This is a genomic window from Enterococcus sp. DIV0240d (genome assembly GCF_051711245.1).
Taxonomy (GTDB): Bacteria; Bacillota; Bacilli; order Lactobacillales; family Enterococcaceae; genus Enterococcus_D; species Enterococcus_D casseliflavus.
Genome location: NZ_JBIOMG010000004.1, coordinates 1 through 22,000, shown reverse-complemented (window position 1 = coordinate 22,000; position 22,000 = coordinate 1). Strand labels below are relative to the sequence as shown.

The following is a 22,000-nucleotide window of genomic DNA, read 5'->3' as shown; positions in this document are numbered from 1 at the left end:
AATTATGAAAAAACTTAGAAGGTGCTAAATGTTCTACCGTCTTTTGCTTTGCTTCTATTCTTAATGTGTTTCATTATGGTCGCTCTACATAATTTTTCATTGATCACGCACTCGTTAATTGTTGAGTACTTCCTTACATTGCTTTCTTGATCAATCACTTTTATTCCATTTGCATCATGGTAGTTCATAGGAGAAGCTCGACCATCAGAAATAGCTGCTCTTATCTTTTGAACTTCTTTTACAATTTCTGGAAAATTCATCCATCCTGACTCAGATGTCATATGTAATAATCTATAGTACTTATCTTTTTTTTCAATCTAGGGATTCACCACTCCATTTTTTCTTCTATTATAAACTATTTAGTATTTACAATTCAAAAGCTCATTGCATGTTTAAAGTGTACCCTAAATAGACATGTATATAACATTGAAAAATATGGCTTTCCAATGTATGATTAGGGTGTATTTTATATAGATCGAGAAAGCAGGTAAAAATTAATGAAAATTGCATATATCCGAGTATCATCAATCGATCAAAATGAACAACGGCAAATTGAAGAAATGAAAAAGTTTGGTGCTAAAAAAATTTTCATCGAGAAACAATCTGGAGCGACTATTAGTCATCGTCCAATTTTCCAGGAAGCTTTAGATTTTGTCAGAGAGCAAGATATTTTTATTGTAGAAGCCATCGATCGACTTGGACGCAATTATGACGAGATTATCGATTCAGTTAATTATCTAAAGAAGAAAAATGTGCGACTCATTATCACCAGTTTGCCGATCATGGCTGAAGCAATCGGAAATCCTCTCCTGGATAAATTTATCAAAGACCTAATCATTCAGATTTTGGCCATGATTGCCGAACAAGAGCGTACTGAATCCAAACGTCGTCAGGCACAAGGGATAAAGATTGCTAAAGAAAACGGCGTCTATAAAGGTCGTCCTAAGTTATACAGTGCAGACACAAAAGATCCTCAACGACGCCTTGTTTATAAAAGCATCGTTCAGGATCTTGAGAATGGAGTTGCTATCTCAAAGATTGCAAAGGATCATAATGTAACAAGACAAACTATTTATAGAATAAAAGAAGATAGCGCGGTCAACATCGATTAGATGATCATGCTGGTTTCTTATCTGTAAAACTGGCTACACTTGTATTATTCAATAGAATTTTATTTAGTAATACAATTAAAATAAAAGAAGTGACCGTAAACTAAAATTGTACCTGTAGGTTGGACACTCTTTTTTACAAGTGTCCTATCTACAGGTACAATTTTATTTATAGATTCGCTCTTTTGTCACTGCTACGTTTAATTTTATTTAGGATCACTTCAAATGTATCGATATCTAGTTGGGAAAACCAAAGTAAGTACTTCTTTTCCTTAGATGTCCAGTCAATATTAGGGTAGGAGGATATCAAACTGTTATATCTTGCTTTTTGCTCACTTGAACTAACTTCCAAGGTTTTTTAAGAATTTTTTCTTCTTCGATAACTAGTCCTCCTTTAAAATTTTTAAAATATATTTATTAAGTAGAAACTTTCTATTTAATAGAAAGAAACTAGTTTAAATATTTATTGAAAAATTCGTTTTCTCTTTCTTTTATTATATCTTTACTGATTGATCGGTTCTCAAAAATAATTTCTCTGTATATATCAATAGCAGCTTGAACCGATACATCTGTGATATAGTTTTTACCTTGTTTCTCAAAACTACGAACTCTTTCACAACACCTGAAAATATCTTCAAGTTGTTGACGATCATCTTGATTAAATTTATCATAGTTGAAATCCATTATTATATCGTCATCTTTGTGATAAACTCTATTTTTTGATTCCAAATTCTCGGAACTTCCTGAAAATGCTTGCTTAAAAAAATCTTTACCAGCGTATTCATAAATATATTTTTTTTGATTAATTAATTGTTTATAAATATCACCAGTTTTAAATGCAATCACATCTGTATTTTCGTTTATTTGAGTTTCACACAACAAAAGAATAATATAATCAACTTCTTTACTATCAATTCTTTCTAACATTTCGACGACATCATTAAACATAGGCATAATGCCTGTTAAACTTTTTTTAGTACCTCTTTTATTGGTCAAGTATTTATTTTTAAATTCACTGTGTACCTCAATCAAAAAAGCTAGTTCTATTTTTTTCCCATTTGCTATTTTCTTCAGTTCTTCTCTATATGATTCTACTTTTGCCATATGCTTATTTAATGAGTACTTAAAAGAACTAATAAAAGTGGGATAATCGGTATTATTAACGCGTTTAAACTGATTCCAAATTAGATTTTGAATATCATTAATTGCTGCAAGATCAATCTCTGGAGATTCACCTATTTTTGAATTCCATCTATTAAAGACACTTTTAGACTCAATATTATGCATTATTCCTGTCGATCCCACTCTTCCGTCTTTTTTTTGCAAAGAAAGGTGATCTACTCTAAAGTGCTCTATACCAACAATACATTCATCACGTCTGTCATTTTGAAAAGTTTTTTTTACAAAATCTGGTCGTTCCTCAATTTCTCTATAAATAAAATCGCCGGAGAGTCTCGAGGCTATTTTTTTTGTAACTGAATGCTTAGAATTCCCAATCTGTATAGCTTTTTCCAATGCATACAATTCATTATTTTTTTTATTTTTCATTCAAAACCTCCTATATTGAATAGCTGTAATTAGTCTCCTCTTTAAATCATACACCAATCGAATTGATGACACACTCTTTCAAATGCAAAACTGCTGCTAAACTCATTCTTTACACTTAATTTTCGTGATAGACCTGTTTGTTTAGCAAATTCTTTTAAATTCTAAGTTCTTCTTCTCTGAGATAAACAGTATTACCTGTTTGATTGCCTCTAATCAAAATCTATACAAACGTTTAAGCAAAGTTATTTTGTCCTATTTGAGGATCTTTAAAAGTTTTTACAGGGAATATAAAAGCGTTCTAAGCAATGCAGCATAAGTACAAAAGATACAAAGATAACAAACAAAAAAAGCGGATCTTTCATAGATTCGCTCTTTTTTCATTACTATGTTTAAATTTATCTAGAATCACTTCAAACGTCTCAAAGGTATCTATATCAAGCTGACACAACCACAACAGATACTTCTTTTCTTTGTAGGTCCAATCAACAGTAGGATAGTAGGACAGCAGACTATTGTATCTCGCTCTTTGTTCAGTTGAAGCAAGTTGCCAGCGCTTTTCAAAAATTTTTTCTTCTTCCATTATCTATCCCCCAAAAAGAGCATTGCCTGAAACTTCAATAACGGGCAGCATAAGTCTAATTTCGCAGATCTAAGTATAGCATAACAAATATTTTTGAAAAAAATTTGAAAGGAATCTTTAGCTTTTATTCTGTTGAGCATATCGATAAATAGACATTATTTATGAAATAATGCATGAGACTATCATCAATATCTCTCAGAGAAGCAGTTAAAACAACCTCATTTTTTAAAAAATATTGTCCCTCATCATAGCTAAATTGTGTGCGTTTTGCATAACTCAGCTTGACTAATTCATTTTCTTGACGAAGGTAAAACACATCATTGGGGGAAATATTCACTCGGGTAGAAGTAAGTTCCACTGAAATAATTAAAATTAGATCGTTTTCTTCCTAATGATTGACAATATGCATTGCCTAACAGACAAATATAAGGGAATGTCACACATCTCTTATATTTTTTTAATCTTCACTAGTAGCCTTTCCGTCATAGTAATCTGTTATGATTTTATTTTTCTTATTGCTTCTAAAAGATCAAATATGACCTTTTAGAAGCAAGTTTTTGGACACCTAATAACTTACTCAGCATCAATCTTTGAATTGTATAATAAGCTTGGAGTATTATTATTATGCGAACGACTACACTTGCTAACTGTTATATATAAATCCTTTAAGAGATTTATACTGGTAAGTACAGCCTCACCTGTATTCAATTTCTTAATTTGCCCAATTTGATTTTCAGAAAGATGATTTTGAATTGCCTTCAATTCATCTGGAGCTGTCAGCCTATGTACTAACAATGTTCCAATTTGACCTAGTAAAATTTTATCCACATCGTTTGGATTCTGCGTTGTTAGAAAAAGAAAAATCCCTTTTTTGCGCCCTTCCCTAGCAATAATGTTTAGTCCTGTACAAAATGAAAATCCTTCATTTGATACACTTTTTGTATAACGGTGAATCTCATCAATAAATATTATAAAGGGATTGATTTTATCTTTAGATAAATTAATTAGATGGTTTGTTATTAAATCTACAATCATCCCCCCAACTTCATCAGTCGTACCGATTCTTGAAGTATTAATATATAAAGATTTTCTTGTATCATTTGATGACCAATAGTCTACAATGTCTAGCAATCCTTGATTATCAGAATTGAAAAAATTTAAAAAACTTGTATTTGATAGTTTATAATCAATTTTTTGCACTAAATACTGATTCGAATTAAAGTTAAAATCATCGTAAATGAAATAATAATCCTTTCCACGCTTCTCTCTTTTGATAGCTTCGTTTGCTACCTGTTCTGATAAAAAACAAACCTCAAATTCTTTGTCGCTTGGAGAAAGTGATGCCATATGTTGCGTGACCACATCTACTTTTTTTTCAAATTTTTCATATATACCAGATAAATTATTTTTCTTTTGGTATCTTAACGAACTAATTGCTGAGGCAAGAACAGCTGGCTGAGTACCATCGTTTGTTTCGAATAATATAGACCATTGCTGCATGGATAAGGCAGAAGATGAAATAAAGGCATCTTCTCCCAAAATATACTTATCAACCTCTTCTTTTGTGAACGAATCACAATATTCCCCAGTAGGGTCTATTATCAAGGTTCTTATCTTATCATTGATCAGTTTATCCAAAATGCTCAAAGCAGATGTAGATTTACCACTATTAGTAGTCCCAACTGTCATTAAATGTCTGTTGAACAGAGTCTGCGGTTGTAATTTAATAGGGTAGCTCTGAGAACTGAAGGCTAAATTTGCAAAGTAAGACATCTGTTTCTCTCTCTCCGGATCAACCTCTATAGATTCAATAAAAAGTTCAATAGCTTTTTCATTTGCAATATACACTTTATCCGTAATACCAACTGTATTTGTACCATTGAGTTTAAAATACTTCTCACCAAGTGGGATATATCCAAGTATATCAATACTTATTTCTGGAAATATTTTTTCTTGCAGACCATTTGTTAACATCTCATGAACACTATCTGAATTTGGAACTTTGGATTGGAAAATTTCTCCAAAAAACAAACCATTGCTAGAATCAATCAAGACATAGAAATTTATTGTATTTGGAGAGAGAATATCGGTTCTTAATTTCCTGTATGAAAGTAGCGAAAGATTTTCAATCTGAATCGTAGAATACGAACGATTTACTTGTGAAATCATTCCAAGGTAATAATTACTTTTATCAGCTACGTTGAAAAAACTGTCAATTTTCATCATTTAAGTACCTTCCACTCAAGTAATCCACTAAGTCGCTGTTCATAGTTGCTTTTAAAAATGAAATTGGGTAACCATCACACATTAAACGGATGAGTCCTGCCCAATTTTGATTATACTTAGAGTCTATCTCATCAAATTCGATATATCTATTGTCTTCTTTATCCCACTCTCTATTGGGGTCAATATTAAAATCGGTGACCAGTAATTTGAGGCTAGAGTTATTTTTTAAAGCTTGAGTAATCATTTGAGATATATGGTCGTCCGCAAAACTAAATCCAGAAGAAATAAGCAAAGTATTTGGACGCTTTATAAGATCTTGAAACTTTGCAAATAGTTCAAAATAAGGTTCTTGATAACTCTGTGCAAACTTGTCTGAGCTAGGAAAAACTATTACCATTTTATCCGTATCAATAATACTATGCTTATCTTTTCTCAAAATATCACCGTTATCTTGTTTCTCCCAGGTAAGGGATCCATGTATTTTTACCAGATTAAACGTCTTATCTTTGAACTCAACTTCTCTAGTTTTAATATTCTGAGCTTCTTTAACGAGGTTCCATTCAAATATATCGCTATCAAACTTTGGTACTGATGTAAAATTGAAACCATCAAATATAACAAAATTGTTTTCAGCTGCGGCTTGCTCAAATAAGTCATCATAATTTGTTGTAATAACTGAAAATTTATTTCCATCTTTTCCTGATAAATTAGATAAAAGATTTAATAATGCTCCGTGTTTCAAGACTTTGCTATCATATGAATAAGTTGTATTTTCCTTAATTAAAAGTAAAATTTTTTCGATAGTACTATTAAATTTTTCTTTATCATTATCAGGTACATATGGTCGATAATGAAATAATGTCGACAAGAAATCCTCTAGATTAAAATTGTCAGCCAGTTGAGGAATGTGTTCTGCTTTAATTTGATCTCTAGCTAATATGTATCCGTCGTTGTATTTACATTTTTCTGCTAATTGTTCCAATGTATAAAGATCATCAATCTCATGTAGCTTCAAATATACATCTTCAGCTATCATCTTTACTGTTTTCCCATACTTTGGATTTAAATCAGGCGCTACTGATGCTCCTGCACCTGCTAGGAAAACAATGTTGGAATACTTTTCACCATAAACTGTTTTACGGATTTTCTCACTAATTAAACGTTTAAAATCAATCTCTTGAAATTGACTTTGAGAATCATCTGTTAAATTTTGTTTCTCAAGTATACCACTGGAATCATAGAAATTCGTAACGCCAGAATCATTCTTTTCTATGCCAAATTTACTTGACTGCGACAAATAATGATACTCTATCTGACTCTCCTTAGGGTTACTAACTTCATCAAAAAAGAAGAAAAACATGGCACTTACTCCTCCACTTCAAACTTAGGTAAACTATTGATTATATCAACATTTTGATAGAAATCGTTGGTGAAAACCTTAATGATACCTCGTTCGCCAAGATGATCACTAACCCAACGAAAAGCTTTAACATGAGTAGCATATAGAACTTTTTAGTCAAGGCAGCCTTTGAATATGAAGCATAGGTCTATGCGAGCTGCTTGTCTAACTTAGTATAAAAAATATCTTAATTATTGTCTTTTTGGCTAACTTGACCAATAGAACAAGGTGGATTACCAATGATAGAAGTAAATAATTCCCAAAAAAAGAGCGCTGCGTGAAACTTCAATAACGCGCAACGCTAGTCTAATTTATGCAGATCTAGGAATAGTTTATCATATTATAGTCCACGTTCATAGTGTGACCAAACAGAGAGAATTGTGATCGTTTTACTCTCTTCCTCCACGCTGTAAACCAGTCTGTGTTTTATATTTAGACGTCTTGAATAGTAAGGTAATCCAGTTAATTTTTCGTATGGTGGCGGTGTCTGAAAAGGATTTTCCTTTATAACTTTGATCAGTTCATCAAACTTACTAGCTAGATTTACACTCTTCAATTTAGGCAAATCTTTGCGAGCATTCTTTTTAATCTTTACATTGTATCCCAATCAATTTCACCTAAGTCTTCACTTTCTTCATTATCAAAGTGTTTTATCCGATCCAGTACGCCCGCATTTTGTAAGTAGATTGTTTCTTGTAACGAGTTCCAATCGCTCTTACTAATCATTATTACGCTTTCTTCCTCTTTTGTACTTGCAATTTCTACAGGTTGACTGTCGGACACAACGTGCTTAATGATTCCGTAAAGATTTTTTCTTGCATTCGTCGGTGTAATTACTTCCATAAGTTCTCCTCCTTTTTTTATAAATCTCTTAAGTATATTATAGCGTACGTTTAAACGTACGTCAACGAAAGGAGAGAATATATTTGCCATTTCTTACAAATCTTCAAGTCTTGTCGTAATCGTTTTTTGATCCTTGATTTGTTGTTTCGCTTGCTTAAGGTGCTTATTGTTTGCAGTCCTATTTAACAAATGAGCGGTTTCTTGCATTGATTCATGGTCTTTAGCGGCCGTTAAAGTCATCTGCTCTTCAGCGGCTTGCTTTTTGATCCGTTTTAAAGTTGATAAGGAGATTTTCATCATCTTCTCTACTTCCCTCATACTATGGGTTTCCATCAATGTTAGTGCAAGTTTGTAATGATCATTCAGTATACGTTTTGGACGTCCTTCTTTATAGTTCTTCTTATTGGCTTTATGCCATTGTTTCCCCTCTTGTGTCCTGGTCACGATTAAATCTCTTTCAAACTGTGCAAAGCTTCCAAGCATGTTCATCATCAATGTTTGCATAGAATCTTTTTTATTTGGTTCAAACGTCAAGGCATTGTCTAAAAAAGTAACTGTCACGCCTGCTTCGTTTAAAGTTGAAATAATCGAATTTAAATCAACGATACTTCTTGCTAAGCGATCGATCTTTGTTACTAAGACGAGATCACCTTCTTCTACTATTGAAAGTAGTTCTTCTAATTCTCTTCTACCTTCTTTTTTTGTACCAGTATATTTTTCACTAAAGATTTTTTCAGCACCCGCATTTTCTAATTTCAAAATTTGCGTTTTGTAATCTTGATTGCTGGTACTGACTCGTGAATAACCATAAATTGCCATTTTTCTCTCACACTTTCTGGACATAAGTTTCTGACACCTGTCAAAACCAAGTATATCAAGAAAAAATATTGTGGTCAAAAACTTTTAAGTTTCTGACCACAGTCAATGTTTGTCCTAATACTCATAAATTTAAATTTATATTGAACAATGATTTATTTTCGAGTTTATGAACACAAAAATAAAGTGATACCTATCAATTATGCTATCTAAAAGAGTGTCCAGAAATATGTCATTTTATGAACATTCAAACATTCACTTGAATATAGATGGATGTTCTGATACAATACATTCAAACAAGCATTTGAATGTAAAGGAATGATCGTATGAATAATGAAATTTGTGAAATAACTTGTATTCATGAAGACAAAGTTAATCGTGCTAAATCTAAACTAGCAAACTTTGATACTCCGTCAGTAAGTGGTTTCTTTAAAATATTGTCAGATGAAAATCGACTTAAAATTGTACATGCTTTAGTTCATGAAGATGAGCTGTGTGTTTGTGATATTGCTAATATCATTGATGCTTCGGTCGCAACAACTTCACACCATCTGAACTCCTTAAAAAAATTGGGAGTAGTTGATAGTCACAAGGATGGTAAGTTAGTCTACTATTTTATTAAAAATATCAAAATCTTAAATCTTATGGAGCTTGGCGTAAATTTTAAAGAAGAGGTGCTAGCATGAGTGAGAAAATGACCGAAAAAACCTATCGAATAGAAGGATTAAGCTGTACAAATTGTGCAGGTAAATTTGAAAAAAATGTAAAACAGTTGCCAGGAGTTACGAGTGCAACAGTAAACTTTGGTGCAAGTAAGATTTCAGTAGAAGGCCAAACAACAATTGAAGAACTCGAAGAAGCGGGAGCCTTCGAAAATCTTATCATTCGTGATGATCAAGAAAATGATGAACAAGTTAGATCAAAAGAGTCTTTTATTAAACGGAATATCGCTTTAATCATCTCTCTTGGTTTTATACTTGTTGCTGTGATTTCCCAACTATCATTGGGCGAAGATCATTTATTAACGAAAGCTCTTTATATATTGGCAATAATAATTGGTGGATTTGATTTATTTAAAGAAGGGTTCTCTGATTTGATCAAATTGGACTTCTCCATGGAATCTTTAATGACTATTGCAATTATTGGGGCCGCATTTATTGGAGAATGGGCCGAAGGTTCTATTGTAGTAATACTATTTGCTATTAGCGAAGCTTTGGAACGATTTTCAATGGATAAAGCAAGACAGTCGATTCGTTCTCTTATGGATATAGCTCCCAAAGAAGCTCTTATCAGGAGAAACAATGTAGAGCAATTAGTCAGTGTCGATAAAATCGATATCGACGATATTATGATCATTAAACCCGGACAAAAAATAGCCATGGATGGGCTTGTTATCAACGGTCATTCTTCAGTAAATCAAGCAGCAATAACAGGAGAATCGGTTCCTGTTGAAAAACAGTTAGATGATGAAGTGTTTGCAGGAACACTAAATGAAGAAGGTGTTCTTGAAGTCAAAGTAACAAAAAAAGTAACGGATACAACGATTGCCAAAATCATTCACTTAGTTGAAGAAGCGCAAGGAGAACGAGCTCCTGCACAAGCCTTTGTAGATAAATTTGCAAAATACTATACGCCATTCATAATTATTATGGCCCTTTTGATAGTGGTTGTTCCTCCGCTATTCTTTGGTGGTGACTGGAATAAATGGCTTTACCAAGGGTTATCCATTTTAGTTGTCGGATGTCCTTGTTCATTAGTGATCTCAACACCTGTTTCAATTGTTTCGGCTATTGGTAATGCAGCAAAAAATGGTGTTTTAGTAAAAGGCGGAGTCTATCTGGAAGAAATTGGTCATTTGAGAGCAATTGCTTTCGATAAGACTGGAACCTTAACAAAAGGAAGGCCTGTCGTAACGGATTTCATTGCAACCAGTTCTGAAACTGATATAAATTATCTATCGATTATTTCATCGTTGGAATCTCTTTCTCAACACCCATTAGCTTCTGCTATTTTAAACGAAGCGGATAAAACTAATGTGGATTACAAGTCAATACAAATCGAGGATTTCCAATCTATCACAGGTAAAGGACTTACAGGTATACATCAAAACATACGTTACTATATTGGAAGCCCTAAACTGTTTTCTGCATCAGTAATCGAAGAAACAGCGGTCAAAGTACAATACAGACAATTTCAAGAACAAGGGAAAACCGCCATGTATTTCGGTACTGACGAACAAATTTTAGGAGTAATTGCTGTCGCGGATGAAGTAAGAGATTCAAGTGCTGCCGTTATTTCTGAACTCCACAAGTTGTCAATTGAACACACTATTATGCTTACTGGTGATAATACTAAAACCGCTGAATCTATTGGTAAGCAATTAGGTGTGACTGAAATAAAAGGAGATCTAATGCCTCAAGAAAAATTAGATTCGATTAAAGCGTTGCGGACAACTTATAATAAAGTAGCAATGGTGGGCGACGGCATTAATGATGCACCAGCATTAGCTGCATCGACGGTTGGTATTGCAATGGGCGGTGCAGGAACAGATACGGCTCTCGAAACTGCTGATGTTGCTCTAATGGGCGACGATTTACAAAAATTACCATTCATTGTTAGACTTAGCCGCCAAACTCTAAAAGTAATTAAGCAAAATATCACCTTCTCATTAGGTATAAAACTATTAGCTCTACTACTAGTCATACCAGGTTGGCTAACACTATGGATTGCTATTGTAGCAGATATGGGAGCAACGCTTTTAGTAACATTAAACGGATTACGATTGATGAAAGTTAAATAACACAACAAATAAAAGAAGGCATGTTTATAAGCGTGCCTTCTTTTTATGATACATTTTTAGTTTTTTTGAACGCTAGTTATGAAGCAAACTATGCGCCATTTAAATATTAAAATGACAAGGCCCTAAAAGAAAAGTGATTTCCTCTTAGAGCCTCTAAGGATGGAGCGATTTTAACGAATGTGACAGAATCTGATTGTGTCACATCCGTAAAATTTATGGAATATATTTAAGCAGATACTTTTTAGTAGCACTTTTCCCAGAATTGTCTTGCATAAGACCATTAAAATCACTGATTTTTATTCTCTACATTTGATATTTTATCTGATAGATAATCAGTGATCACCAAAAGCACACCAAACGTCAACATTACATCCGCAATATTAAATACAGGGAAATTTAGAAAATCAAGACGCAGCATATCAACTACATAGCCAATCCTTATTCGATCTACTAAGTTTCCCAATGCACCTGCAATAATAAAAATCAGGCCACTCGTCAGAATCTTTTTTTTACTTTTTAACATTAGCCAACCCAACATAGCGATTATGGGCACCGATATAACAATCAATAAGTTTGTATTATTACTCAAAATCCCCCAAGCTGCCCCACTATTTTGAATATAGGTCAGTGAAAAAATATCGGGAATAATGACTCTTTCTTCATATAATGCAAAAATACTAACTGTCAATAATTTAGCAATCTGGTCTACACTTAGAAGAACGAATATTGATATTACACTTAAAAATAACATGAAAGCCCTCAACATCTAAATTTTTATTTATTGAATAAATTTGAAAGTTTTTCCCATAACAACAATATAGTTTCCTTGTCATTAAAAAAAGGCATTTGCACAGTATCTAAATTTTCAAATAATCCAGCTGCCTGATCATAATAATCTGCTAAGAATGTAGCTTGTTCATTCAAAAGAGCATTTGCTTCTTCAATATTGCCATTAGCTATTAGATCTTTGATTGTTTGTAAAATTTCTTCTCTATTCATTAAGTTCCTCCGTATCAAAATATTTACCTCAATTACTTAACACATCAGTTAATAATCACAAATTAACGCTGATAAAGATAAATGATACTATAATTAAAACTAGGAATATTTGAGTTAAACAGCCTAAGCAGCCTCTGTTACTTCTATAGGAACCATGATTACCATGATGTTCTTTTTTGTAAGTGTTACTTTTATGGTGGTCATCTCTATAATAATCTTTTTTGTGATGGTGTCCCACAAAATTCACCCTCTTCCATAGTGTGTTCAAACATAACTTTTAAAATAGTTTTTATATGTTCATCTTTCAAGGAGTAGTACATATACTTTCCTTTACGCTCTGCTGAAACCATCCTATTACTTTTCAACTTAGAAAGATGATGCGATGTTGCTGTGTGTGATCTTTGGACCAATGACTGTAATTCAGAGACATTTCTTTCTTGTTTCGACAAAAAAAACAGTATTTTTAGTCTGGTTCGATCATTGAGTACTTTTACGATTTTCTGGACTCCCTCAACTGATCTTTCTAAATCCTTATTTTTCATTTAGAATCTCCGTCCTATAATTTTCACATTTCTTTTTGAGGAATTAATAATCTCAATCCGTTAAAAATAACCAACACAGTACTTCCTTCGTGAGCTAAAACTCCTATTCCTATAGTCATTTTACCTAAAAAGTTTAATGATATTAATAGCAACACAATAAACATTGAAAAGATAATATTCTGCCAGACAATTTTATTTAATCGTCTAGATACTTTATGAGCATAAACTAAATTCGATATGTCATTCTTCATTAGAACCACATCCGCTACATCGATAGCAACATCCGTTCCATCGCCCATAGCAATTCCTACATCCGCATTAACTAAAGCTGGCGCATCATTGACTCCGTCACCTACCATTGCAGTTAGTCCATATGAATCCTGTTGCTGTTTAACAATTTTCGCCTTATCTTCCGGTAAAACATTAGCAATTACTTGACCAATCTTTAGCTCATTGCCAATCGATTCACCCGTAAGTTTAGCATCCCCTGTAATTAAAGTAGTGTGAACACCTTGATCATTGAAGTATTCTATTGCATCTTTTGCATTCAAGTTAGGGACATCCATTAATGCAATTAAACCTATAACTTCCTTATTGATTGCTATTAAAACAACAGTCTTTCCGTCTTTTGAATACTCATTAACTTTTTCTTTTATGTTTTTATCATAACTATTAAATTCCGAAGGTTTAGAAATTCTATACTCATTATCATTGAAAGTTGATACTAATCCTCTGCCAACCTCATTTTCTACTGATAGTGTTTTTGTCTCCGTATGTGGAAAATTACTAACTATAGCAGTCGCTAAAGGATGATTTGATTCTTTTTCCATTGATACAATAACGTCGATTACCTCCTCTTCGTCGACCCCATCAATGAAATATTGATTTGTAACAACGGGTTTTCCTTTCGTCAAAGTCCCTGTTTTGTCAAAAGAAATAGCTTTGAGTTCCCCTAAATTAGATAAAAATGATCCCCCTTTAAACAGTACACCTCCCTTAGCTAAATTAGAAATCGCTGATAAAGTAGCGGGTACCGCACTAGCTGCTAATGCGCACGGTGAAGAGGAAATTAAAAATACAATACTTCGATATAAAGTTACATTCCAGCTCCATCCAAAAACTGTTGGACCCAAGACCAATATAAATGGGAAAATCATCAATACTAAGGTCACATACTTGGGCTCTAACCTCTTTATGGTTGTTGCTGTTTTACTCAAATTTTTCTGCGATTGATCAACTAGTTTTAATATTTTTGCAAATACAGTATCGCTACTATCTTTTGAAACTTCCATAACAAACGAACCGGTACCATTAATTGTACTTCCGAATACATCGTCACCTACTGTTTTTTCTTTTGGAATACTTTCACCGTTTATAGACGACTCATCGATTGATGTTGTTCCAGAGATTATTTTTCCATCTGTAGGCACTTGTCCTCCATTTAAAACTTGCACTTTATCTCCGACCACTAATTGATCAACTGACACGACTTCAACAGAGTTGTCAATTGATAGTCTTCTGGCTTCCGTGGGATTTAGCTTTAGCAGATTCGTAATTTCTCTCTTACTCTTCCCCTCTGCGTAATCTTCTAAGAAATGTGCCCCTGCAAAAATCAAAATTAATAGACCAGCTTCCTCGAAACTGCCAATAATCATTGCAGCAGCTGCTGCTAATACCATTAAAAAATGAATATTAGGCATAAATTTTTTTGTTTTCAAACTATCTTTTATTGTATCTCCAAAGCCCTCTATGATTACATGGTACCCTGCAGAAACCACCGTAATACTAAATAACATGTTAGAAAGTATAAGTAGATCTTCTCCTAAAAATAGAGCAATTAAAAATGCGATTAACCCAATGAAGTAAAAATACACTGGGATATTCCCATGACTGTGATCGTGTTCTTCATTATGTTTATGCTCAGTACCCCCATGGTTACTAGTCTCGTTTTTAAGAGAATGATTTTTATTGTTGATTTCTTCTTTGTCCATTTATGTTACCTCCTAAATATTGTTTATGATTAATCATAGTTTTTGAATTCTTTGTTTTCATTTAAAATCTCATCCACATTTCGCCGATAAAAATCATGCTCTTTCAACCACTCCTTAAAGCTACCCTCAGATAACTGATAGATTCCTTTTATTTCTTGGTTATTGAAACCTAAGCTAAGTAATTTTAAATATTTTTCTAAAGTTAAGTCTCCAATTTTTTTGTTTTTGGAGCTATATCCTAGAAACTGTCCCAACAACTGAATTTCTTTTTTTAGTTCTGTATGATCACTATCTAACCAGTTAGGATTTTCATTTAAAAGCTTAATCAATTTTCTCCGTATTTCTTTTTTTCTTTCTTTTGACATCTTACTCATCCTTTAGTTAATGTAATAATATTATAAATGACCAACCAAACATATGTCAAATCATTCATATGTTTTTTAAAAAAATACGGTTTTTCTTCTGTGTAATTAGCTTCGATCGATTACTTTTGAACATATAGCACCAATTTTTACCTAAATTTACGTCGATATCTAAACCACATTCTATAAATGAGATTAAACTATTTTGAAAAATATTGAAATAATTATCTAATTTATATTCTTTATACTTTTCTTTAACGTATTAAAAGTTAATTCTATTACTTCGAATAGTTTAAAAAAAGGTGTATAAATCAAATGAAAAATCTAGCGTAATAAAGCATACTGCCTTAAACACTAGATTTTTCTAAAACAAAAAAATTTGCAATTCTATAAGCCTATATAAGTCGCTGGGTCCACAAAACCGGACCACAATCCTGTAGACATGCCCAAGTGAAGGTGAACTCCAGTAGAATTACCCGTCGTTCCCATCCCTCCTAAGTATTCTCTTGAAGAGACTGACTGGCCTACTGATACCGCCGGTGGTGTACTCATATGCATATAATAACTATACATACCGTTAGAGTGTTTTATAATCACATGATTTCCAGTAGACGGTCCATAACCTGCCGCAACAACTTCTCCGGAATTAATTGAATAAATCGGAGTTCCAGTAGATCCGGTAAAATCTAAACCGTCATGCTGATTTCCAGAATATCCTGTAGGATCTGAGCGAAACCCAAATCGGCTTGAAATATTAATAGAATCTAGAGGCCTAGTCCAACCATTATTTGACGAACTAGACTCCTCGGTTGATGGAACATCTTTTTCTTTGGAAGACAAATCTACGTTGCTTTTTTCTTCATCCGATACAACATTTTCTTCAGATTTACTTGTCTCGCTTGGATTCTCTTTTATTGGTTTTTCATCAACCAATTCCGCATTCTCTGCTGAATTATTATTACTTGTCTCTTGTTTCTTAGATACTTCCAAATCAGCCATTCTTTTAGCTTCTTCTTCAATTTTTCGTTGCTTTTCCAAAGCCTCTAAAGCTAATTTCTTTTTCTTTTCTGCCTCATCTCTTTCCTCAATGAGTTTCTGTTTCTTTTCTTCTTCAGTATTTAGGGATAAGGATAATTCAGCTATTTCTAATTCTTGTCCCAATTTGATATCTACTAAGTTTCTCTGTTTCTTATCTAATTCAGAAGATTGATCTTCGATGTCAGCTAGTTTTTTTTCTAATTCTTTTTCAAGTACAACACTTTTTTCTATATCCATCTGCTGTTGTTCCACTATACCATTACTCGCGTTCATAATCGTAATAGAGGCAACTGCTTTATTTATTGCATCACTAATAGATTCTGAACTGAGTAATGTCTCCATTAAACTATTTGATGAATCAGAAGTTTGAATATCTCTAGCTTGATTTCTTAGTAAATCTTTTCTTTTGTTAATCTTTATAGTGAGCTCCGTTATTTCTTTAGAAATTTCATTTGCTTTTTTTTCTGTAACTGATTTATTTTCGAGTATTTCTTTAATCTCGGCATCAATTTTCTTAATTGAATTATCGGTATCTAACTTTTGCTCCTCTATGGTCTTTGTTTCTTTCTTTATAACATCAATTTTCTGTTCCTGTTTACCGATCTCATTGTCTAGATCCTCCGCATATGCAGAAACCACTGACATAGAAAACAACATTAAAATACTGGAAATAAAAATATTTTTTTTCACAAACAGTTCTCCTATACTTTTAATAAATATTATTTATATAAAGCATAGCAAATAGAATAAATAATATTCGAAATAATAGAATTTAAAACAAATAGAAACAAATAGAAATATTTTGTCATATTTTTGAAATACAATTAACCGATTTTGATAGTAATCCGATGGATACTCAACAATATCTGATTACACCTTGTAGCATTAAAAAAGATATACACTCCCTGTTAAGCTTTTTCTTATCCTATCTCAATTTTACGTAAGTGTGAGGACTAAAGGATTTTAGCCAATTAATTCCCTTTGTAATTCTCATCTTAATAATAAGCTTTTCTTAAATTGAAATATTAGAGACTTGTAAATCTAAAAATTTTCTACATTTACAGTTCATGAGTAAGCAGTGGCTTCCTACAAGTTATTCCCATTGGAACCAATAACATCTTTATACCAATAAAAGGATTTTTTCTTGTATCTTTCAAAGTTTCCTTTCTGGTTGTCATTTCTATTGACATAAATCAACCCATATCTCTTTTTCATCTCCCCTGTGCTTGAACTGACAATATCTATAGGACTCCAAACCATATAGCCCCAGACTTCCACACCCTCATATATCGCTTGCTTCATTTCTATTAAATGAGATTTTAAGTAGTTAATTCTGTAATCATCATTAATTGAACCATCTTCTGTAACTTTATCTACTGCCCCCAATCCATTTTCTACAATCATTAAAGGAATATTATAGCGATCATACAATTTATGCATTGTGTATCTTAAGCCCACTGAGTCTATTTGCCAACCCCAATCAGAAGTATCTAAGAATGGATTTTTAATCCCACCTAAAAGATTACCCGCCGATACTTCATGCCCATCCTCGGAGGAGATGCAATTGCTCATGTAATATGAAAAAGAATAGAAATCAACTACCCCTTCTTCCAAGACCTTCTCATCATAATCAGATAATTCTATTTTTATATTATTTATCTTAAAATAGTTTTTTGCATAATATGGATACTTTCCTTTTACTTGAACATCTGCACAAAAATCGTTAAACATTCTATCCATCTCCTGAGTCAATATGTTATCCTCAGGTCGACTTGTTAATGGATACAAGGTAACATGAGCAATCATGCATCCGATTTTAAAGGATGGGTTGATTTTACGTCCTAACCTAACAACTTTGGAACTTTGGCACTTGCCATAAAAACATTGTGCAATGCCTCAAAACGTGCCTCTTTCGACTTTCTAAGATCCAAATCATTGATTCCTAGAACTTCTAAAGCTCCATCTTCTAACAAAGAAAAGTTAATTTCATTAAAAGTAATCCAATATCTCACTTTACTCTTAAATCTCTCAAAAACTGTTCGTGCATATCTCTCAAAAAATGTAATTGTTTCCTTACTATAAAAACCATTAAAATTTCTAACTAAATGCATAGGAAAATCAAAGTGACACAGTGTAACGATTGGTTCAATCCCATACTTCGCACATTCATCAAACACACTGTCATAAAATTGAAGTCCTTTCTCATTCGCGTGCTTTTCATCACCGTTAGGGAAAATCCTACTCCAAGATATAGACAACCTAAAAGCTTTTAGGTTCTGTTGCCGACCTTTGAATTTGCCTTTTTTCTTAGCAATTTCGATTCCTTGTGCCTGACGTTCCTTAATTTTTTTTCGTTCTGATTCTGCTTGATACTTGTACAATTCAATGACAAGGCTATTAATCAAACGCCTTAAATTTTCATCTTCAATACCATTCATTGAGGGTAAATTTAAGACTTCCAGGGTTGCGCCCTTAATTTGAATTTGATTCATCAATTCTGTTAATTCTTTATTATTCCGTGCTAATCGATCTAATTCAGTAACAACAACAATATCCCCTTCACGGATATAATCAAGCATAGCTTGTAATTGTGGTCGTTCAGTGGACTGTCCGCTTATTTTGTCTGAAAAGACTTTAGAAACGCCCTGTAACGCTTGTAATTGCCGATCTAAGTTCTGTTCTTTGCTACTTACTCGTGCATACCCTACTTTAGTCATGTTAAAAAACACCTCCCTTGTTAAGAAAAAAATAAATTGGATATGGATTCTATTTAATCACTTTGACTAGCAAATACTAACAACAAGACACACACACCAAAAATCAAAAATTCACTACTTTTAGTTAAAAACCACGTAACCACAAGAACTAATCCAATCCATGTAATCGGGTTCTTCAAATATTTCTCCAAGATTTTTCTCCTCTAATATGCTCAACTTAAATGACCTATTCAATAAATCGGCTCTATAATTTATGGGACTGATGAATCAGAATTGATTCTTCAGCCCCATTTTCATTTTAGGTATAAAAAAACATATCGTTCTCTAGTATGGGTTCTGTTGCAAAGTTTTCTGATAAACTGATTTTAAGGTAAAATGAATGGAAAAGATAGCTTGGAGGAATCAAGATGGATCATTTTAAAGGCAAGCAATTTCAGAAAGATGTGATTATTGTCGCCGTAGGCTACTACCTTCGGTATAATCTTAGCTATCGTGACGTCCAAGAAATCCTATATGACCGTGGCATTAACGTTTCTCACACCACCATCTACCGCTGGGTACAGGAATATGGAAAACTACTTTACACTATTTGGAAAAAGAAAAATAAACAATCCTTCTATTCGTGGAAGATGGATGAGACCTATATTAAAATCAAAGGGAAATGGCACTATCTTTATCGAGCCATCGATGCAGATGGTTTAACCTTGGATATTTGGTTACGTAAAAAACGGGACACACAAGCAGCCTATGCTTTTCTTAAGCGGTTAGTGAAGCAGTTTGATGAACCGAAGGTTGTAGTCACAGATAAAGCCCCCTCTATTACAAGTGCCTTTAAGAAACTAAAAGAATACGGCTTTTATCAAGGGACAGAACATCGTACCATTAAATACCTGAATAATTTGATTGAACAAGACCATCGTCCAGTAAAGAGACGCAATAAATTCTATCGAAGTTTACGCACTGCCTCTACCACGATTAAAGGCATGGAAGCCATCCGAGGATTATATAAGAAAACCCGAAAAGAAGGCACTCTCTTCGGGTTTTCGGTCTGTACTGAAATCAAGGTATTATTGGGAATCCCAGCTTAAATCATAGATACCGTAAGGGATTTTATTCTTTATTTAAAACTTTACAACAGAACCTTGATGACAATCAAGTTTGAATAAACGATTTTTAGCATGTATTTAAAATAGATAAAGCTGATAATTTCTGTTCAGAAATTATCAGCTTTTTTGACGATTTAGGCTTTCGCCAAGGGTAAGCTTCATTCCCTACAGATACAAATTTAAAAAGCTGTAGATATTCGCTCACCCTTTCAGCTAATATCATGATGCAGTCTAATAAGCACCACTTAATTCCGCTTTTGTTTTTTCGGACCCTAACAACCGCAAGCCGTTTAAGATGACGAGGATTGTGGAGCCCTCATGGAATAGTACTGCTAAAGGAAGTCCCAGAACGCCGAACATATTTAAAGTAATCAAGCTGACAATAACAGCGATGGAGAAAATGACATTTTGAATAATGATTTTATTTAATTTCTTGCTTAGCTGATAGCTATAAAACAATTTAGACAAATCATTCTTCACTACAACGACATCAGAGGATTCCATTGCGACTGACGAGCCACTTCCCATCGCAATTCCGATATCTGCATTCGCTAGCGCGGGCGCATCATTGATCCCATCGCCAATCATCCCAACAACTTCTTCTTTTCCTTGGCTTTTTAAGACAAAATCTATTTTATCTTCCGGTAACATGGAAGAAATATAGTCATCTACCTTTACTTCCTTTGCAACCTGTGCCGCAACCTTTTCGTTATCTCCCGTTAAAAGATAAACCTTGATGCCCTCTTTTTGGAAATCCGCAACCGTACTCGCTGACTGCGGACGAATTCGATCCCGGAGTGAGAAGTAACCGACGACTTCATTTCCCTTCGCTACAAATATGGTCGTATCGCCTTTTTCCAGTAGCTTTTCAAACTGATCAAATTTATCATATTGCTTAAATGCATCCGGTTTTCCAACTAGGATTGCCCCTTTTTTAATTCCCGAACCAGCAATTTCTTCAATCGATTCCGCTTGATTCACTTGTGCTAAGTTAATCTCTTTAAAGGCAGAAACAATTGCTCTTCCGATTGGGTGACTGGATTGTTGCTCCATATAAATGACTTCTTTTAACAGCTCTTGGTCCAAATGATAATCGACCACTTGGAAGTCGCCATACGTCAATGTTCCGGTCTTATCTGTATACAAAATATTCATTGTACTTAACGCTTCCATTGCGGCTCCACCTTTAAATAAGATACCGTTTTTGGCTCCATTACTTATCGCGCTTAACGTAGCCGGTGTAGCTGATGCCATCAATGCACATGGACTAGCCACTGTTAAAAGTACCATTCCACGATAAAATGCTTCTTCTAATGGTAGGCTTAGGAAATAATATAGAAAGAAGATGAAAATAGGTATGATAATTAAAACGCCAATCACGTACTTACTTTCAATACGGTCTATAAACTTTGCGATTCGAGAAGGTTTGTTTTGTGCTTCTTCAACCATCCGGATAATATTGGAAAACATGGTTTGATTCAGTGTCTTGTTTACTTCTATATGAAAAACATTTCCTTCATTAATCGTTCCGGCAAAAACTTCCTCCTTTAACTCTTTTTCTACTGGGACAGACTCACCCGTTAAAGCCGCTTCATTCACGATTGCATTTCGGTCGATCAAGCCATCAATAGGGATTTGACCACCTTTCGATACCACGACAATGTCCCCAATAACTAACTCTTTCGTAGGGGTAACCACTACATCCCCATTTTCTTTTAGCACTTGGGCTGTGTCGGGTACTTGCGCCATTAATTCTGAAATCGCGCTGGTGGATTTGTTCGTTGCATAATCTTCCAAAACTTCTGCAGCAGCAAAAATCAATAGCAACGCCGCTCCTTCAGACTCAAAATCAATGATTACTGCACCAACTGCTGCCAAAACCATTAATAGGTCGACATTTGGTGAGCGATCTTTAATCGTTTCA

Annotated in this window: 19 protein-coding genes and 4 pseudogenes; 4 read left to right on the top strand and 19 right to left on the bottom strand. The window is 33.6% G+C overall.

Annotated elements, in window-relative coordinates; genetic code table 11:
- Nucleotides 1–14 precede the first annotated feature (14 nt).
- Nucleotides 15–260, bottom strand: a complete 246-nt coding sequence (locus IGJ25_RS16940; protein ID WP_225582048.1) for a hypothetical protein — start codon at nt 258–260, stop codon at nt 15–17.
- Between the two features lie 237 nt (nt 261–497).
- Between IGJ25_RS16940 and IGJ25_RS16935 the strand changes: the two genes are divergently transcribed.
- Nucleotides 498–1,112, top strand: a complete 615-nt coding sequence (locus tag IGJ25_RS16935) for a recombinase family protein (protein ID WP_270288498.1) — start codon at nt 498–500, stop codon at nt 1,110–1,112.
- Nucleotides 1,113–1,278: 166 nt separating this feature from the next.
- Here the strand turns inward: IGJ25_RS16935 and IGJ25_RS16930 are convergent.
- The 8 genes and pseudogenes from IGJ25_RS16930 to IGJ25_RS16895 all read right to left on the bottom strand — a co-directional run.
- A pseudogene (locus tag IGJ25_RS16930) lies at nt 1,279–1,490 on the bottom strand (hypothetical protein).
- 69 nt (nt 1,491–1,559) lie between these two features.
- Nucleotides 1,560–2,657 (bottom strand): hypothetical protein, encoded by a 1,098-nt coding sequence (locus IGJ25_RS16925; RefSeq protein ID WP_270288497.1) that lies wholly within the window; start codon nt 2,655–2,657, stop codon nt 1,560–1,562.
- 358 nt (nt 2,658–3,015) lie between these two features.
- Entirely contained in the window at nt 3,016–3,237 is a 222-nt protein-coding gene (locus IGJ25_RS16920) for a hypothetical protein (protein ID WP_160806155.1), read from the bottom strand.
- A 573-nt stretch (nt 3,238–3,810) separates the two neighbouring features.
- Nucleotides 3,811–5,463, bottom strand: a complete 1,653-nt coding sequence (locus IGJ25_RS16915) for an ATP-binding protein (RefSeq protein WP_160806157.1) — start codon at nt 5,461–5,463, stop codon at nt 3,811–3,813.
- Complete coding sequence (locus IGJ25_RS16910; protein ID WP_160806159.1) at nt 5,450–6,823, bottom strand: SIR2 family protein; 1,374 nt, start codon at nt 6,821–6,823, stop codon at nt 5,450–5,452. Before IGJ25_RS16910 ends, IGJ25_RS16915 begins: the two co-directional genes overlap by 14 nt.
- Before the next feature lie 379 nt (nt 6,824–7,202).
- A complete protein-coding gene (locus IGJ25_RS16905) occupies nt 7,203–7,469 on the bottom strand; it encodes a Txe/YoeB family addiction module toxin (RefSeq protein ID WP_125395864.1) in 267 nt (88 codons plus the stop codon).
- A complete protein-coding gene (locus tag IGJ25_RS16900) occupies nt 7,454–7,705 on the bottom strand; it encodes a type II toxin-antitoxin system Phd/YefM family antitoxin (protein WP_125395862.1) in 252 nt (83 codons plus the stop codon). The genes IGJ25_RS16905 and IGJ25_RS16900 overlap by 16 nt, the downstream gene beginning before the upstream one ends.
- Nucleotides 7,706–7,942: 237 nt before the next feature.
- Nucleotides 7,943–8,548, bottom strand: a pseudogene (locus IGJ25_RS16895) (recombinase family protein); the annotation flags it as partial.
- A 299-nt stretch (nt 8,549–8,847) separates the two neighbouring features.
- Here IGJ25_RS16895 and IGJ25_RS16890 point away from each other — a divergent pair.
- Together IGJ25_RS16890 and IGJ25_RS16885 are read left to right on the top strand one after the other, a co-directional pair.
- On the top strand, nt 8,848–9,207 hold the full coding sequence (locus IGJ25_RS16890) for an ArsR/SmtB family transcription factor (RefSeq protein ID WP_003726380.1): 360 nt from the start codon (nt 8,848–8,850) through the stop codon (nt 9,205–9,207).
- Nucleotides 9,204–11,321, top strand: a complete 2,118-nt coding sequence (locus tag IGJ25_RS16885) for a heavy metal translocating P-type ATPase (protein WP_270288495.1) — start codon at nt 9,204–9,206, stop codon at nt 11,319–11,321. The genes IGJ25_RS16890 and IGJ25_RS16885 overlap by 4 nt, the downstream gene beginning before the upstream one ends.
- A 286-nt stretch (nt 11,322–11,607) precedes the next feature.
- Here IGJ25_RS16885 and lspA read toward each other — a convergent pair whose 3' ends face one another.
- The 9 genes and pseudogenes from lspA to IGJ25_RS16840 all read right to left on the bottom strand — a co-directional run.
- Nucleotides 11,608–12,072, bottom strand: coding sequence for a signal peptidase II (gene lspA, locus IGJ25_RS16880; RefSeq protein ID WP_201706028.1), 465 nt, complete (start codon nt 12,070–12,072; stop codon nt 11,608–11,610).
- A gap of 23 nt (nt 12,073–12,095) precedes the next feature.
- Entirely contained in the window at nt 12,096–12,320 is a 225-nt protein-coding gene (locus IGJ25_RS16875) for a hypothetical protein (RefSeq protein WP_201706029.1), read from the bottom strand.
- A 206-nt stretch (nt 12,321–12,526) separates the two neighbouring features.
- Nucleotides 12,527–12,862: an ArsR/SmtB family transcription factor gene (locus tag IGJ25_RS16870; RefSeq protein ID WP_201706030.1), complete on the bottom strand. Its 336-nt coding sequence runs from the start codon at nt 12,860–12,862 to the stop codon at nt 12,527–12,529.
- A gap of 23 nt (nt 12,863–12,885) precedes the next feature.
- Nucleotides 12,886–14,853 carry a heavy metal translocating P-type ATPase gene (locus IGJ25_RS16865; protein WP_201706031.1) on the bottom strand — a complete coding sequence of 656 codons (1,968 nt, stop codon included), beginning with the start codon at nt 14,851–14,853 and terminating at the stop codon, nt 12,886–12,888.
- Between the two features lie 29 nt (nt 14,854–14,882).
- Nucleotides 14,883–15,218, bottom strand: a complete 336-nt coding sequence (locus IGJ25_RS16860) for a hypothetical protein (RefSeq protein WP_074536935.1) — start codon at nt 15,216–15,218, stop codon at nt 14,883–14,885.
- A gap of 384 nt (nt 15,219–15,602) precedes the next feature.
- On the bottom strand, nt 15,603–16,943 hold the full coding sequence (locus IGJ25_RS16855; RefSeq protein ID WP_201706032.1) for a murein hydrolase activator EnvC family protein: 1,341 nt from the start codon (nt 16,941–16,943) through the stop codon (nt 15,603–15,605).
- Nucleotides 16,944–17,339: 396 nt separating this feature from the next.
- Nucleotides 17,340–18,059 (bottom strand): glycoside hydrolase family 1 protein, encoded by a 720-nt coding sequence (locus IGJ25_RS16850; protein ID WP_270288494.1) that lies wholly within the window; start codon nt 18,057–18,059, stop codon nt 17,340–17,342.
- 35 nt (nt 18,060–18,094) lie between these two features.
- Nucleotides 18,095–18,517 (bottom strand): annotated as a pseudogene (locus tag IGJ25_RS16845) (family 1 glycosylhydrolase); the annotation flags it as partial.
- Nucleotides 18,518–18,520: 3 nt separating this feature from the next.
- A pseudogene (locus IGJ25_RS16840) lies at nt 18,521–18,970 on the bottom strand (recombinase family protein); the annotation flags it as partial.
- 407 nt (nt 18,971–19,377) lie between these two features.
- Between IGJ25_RS16840 and IGJ25_RS16835 the strand changes: the two are divergent.
- Nucleotides 19,378–20,058 carry an IS6 family transposase gene (locus IGJ25_RS16835; RefSeq protein WP_031645850.1) on the top strand — a complete coding sequence of 227 codons (681 nt, stop codon included), beginning with the start codon at nt 19,378–19,380 and terminating at the stop codon, nt 20,056–20,058.
- A 249-nt stretch (nt 20,059–20,307) separates the two neighbouring features.
- Here IGJ25_RS16835 and IGJ25_RS16830 read toward each other — a convergent pair.
- Nucleotides 20,308–22,000 (bottom strand): heavy metal translocating P-type ATPase (locus IGJ25_RS16830; RefSeq protein ID WP_438779481.1); only part of this gene is annotated, 1,693 nt, incomplete at its 5' end.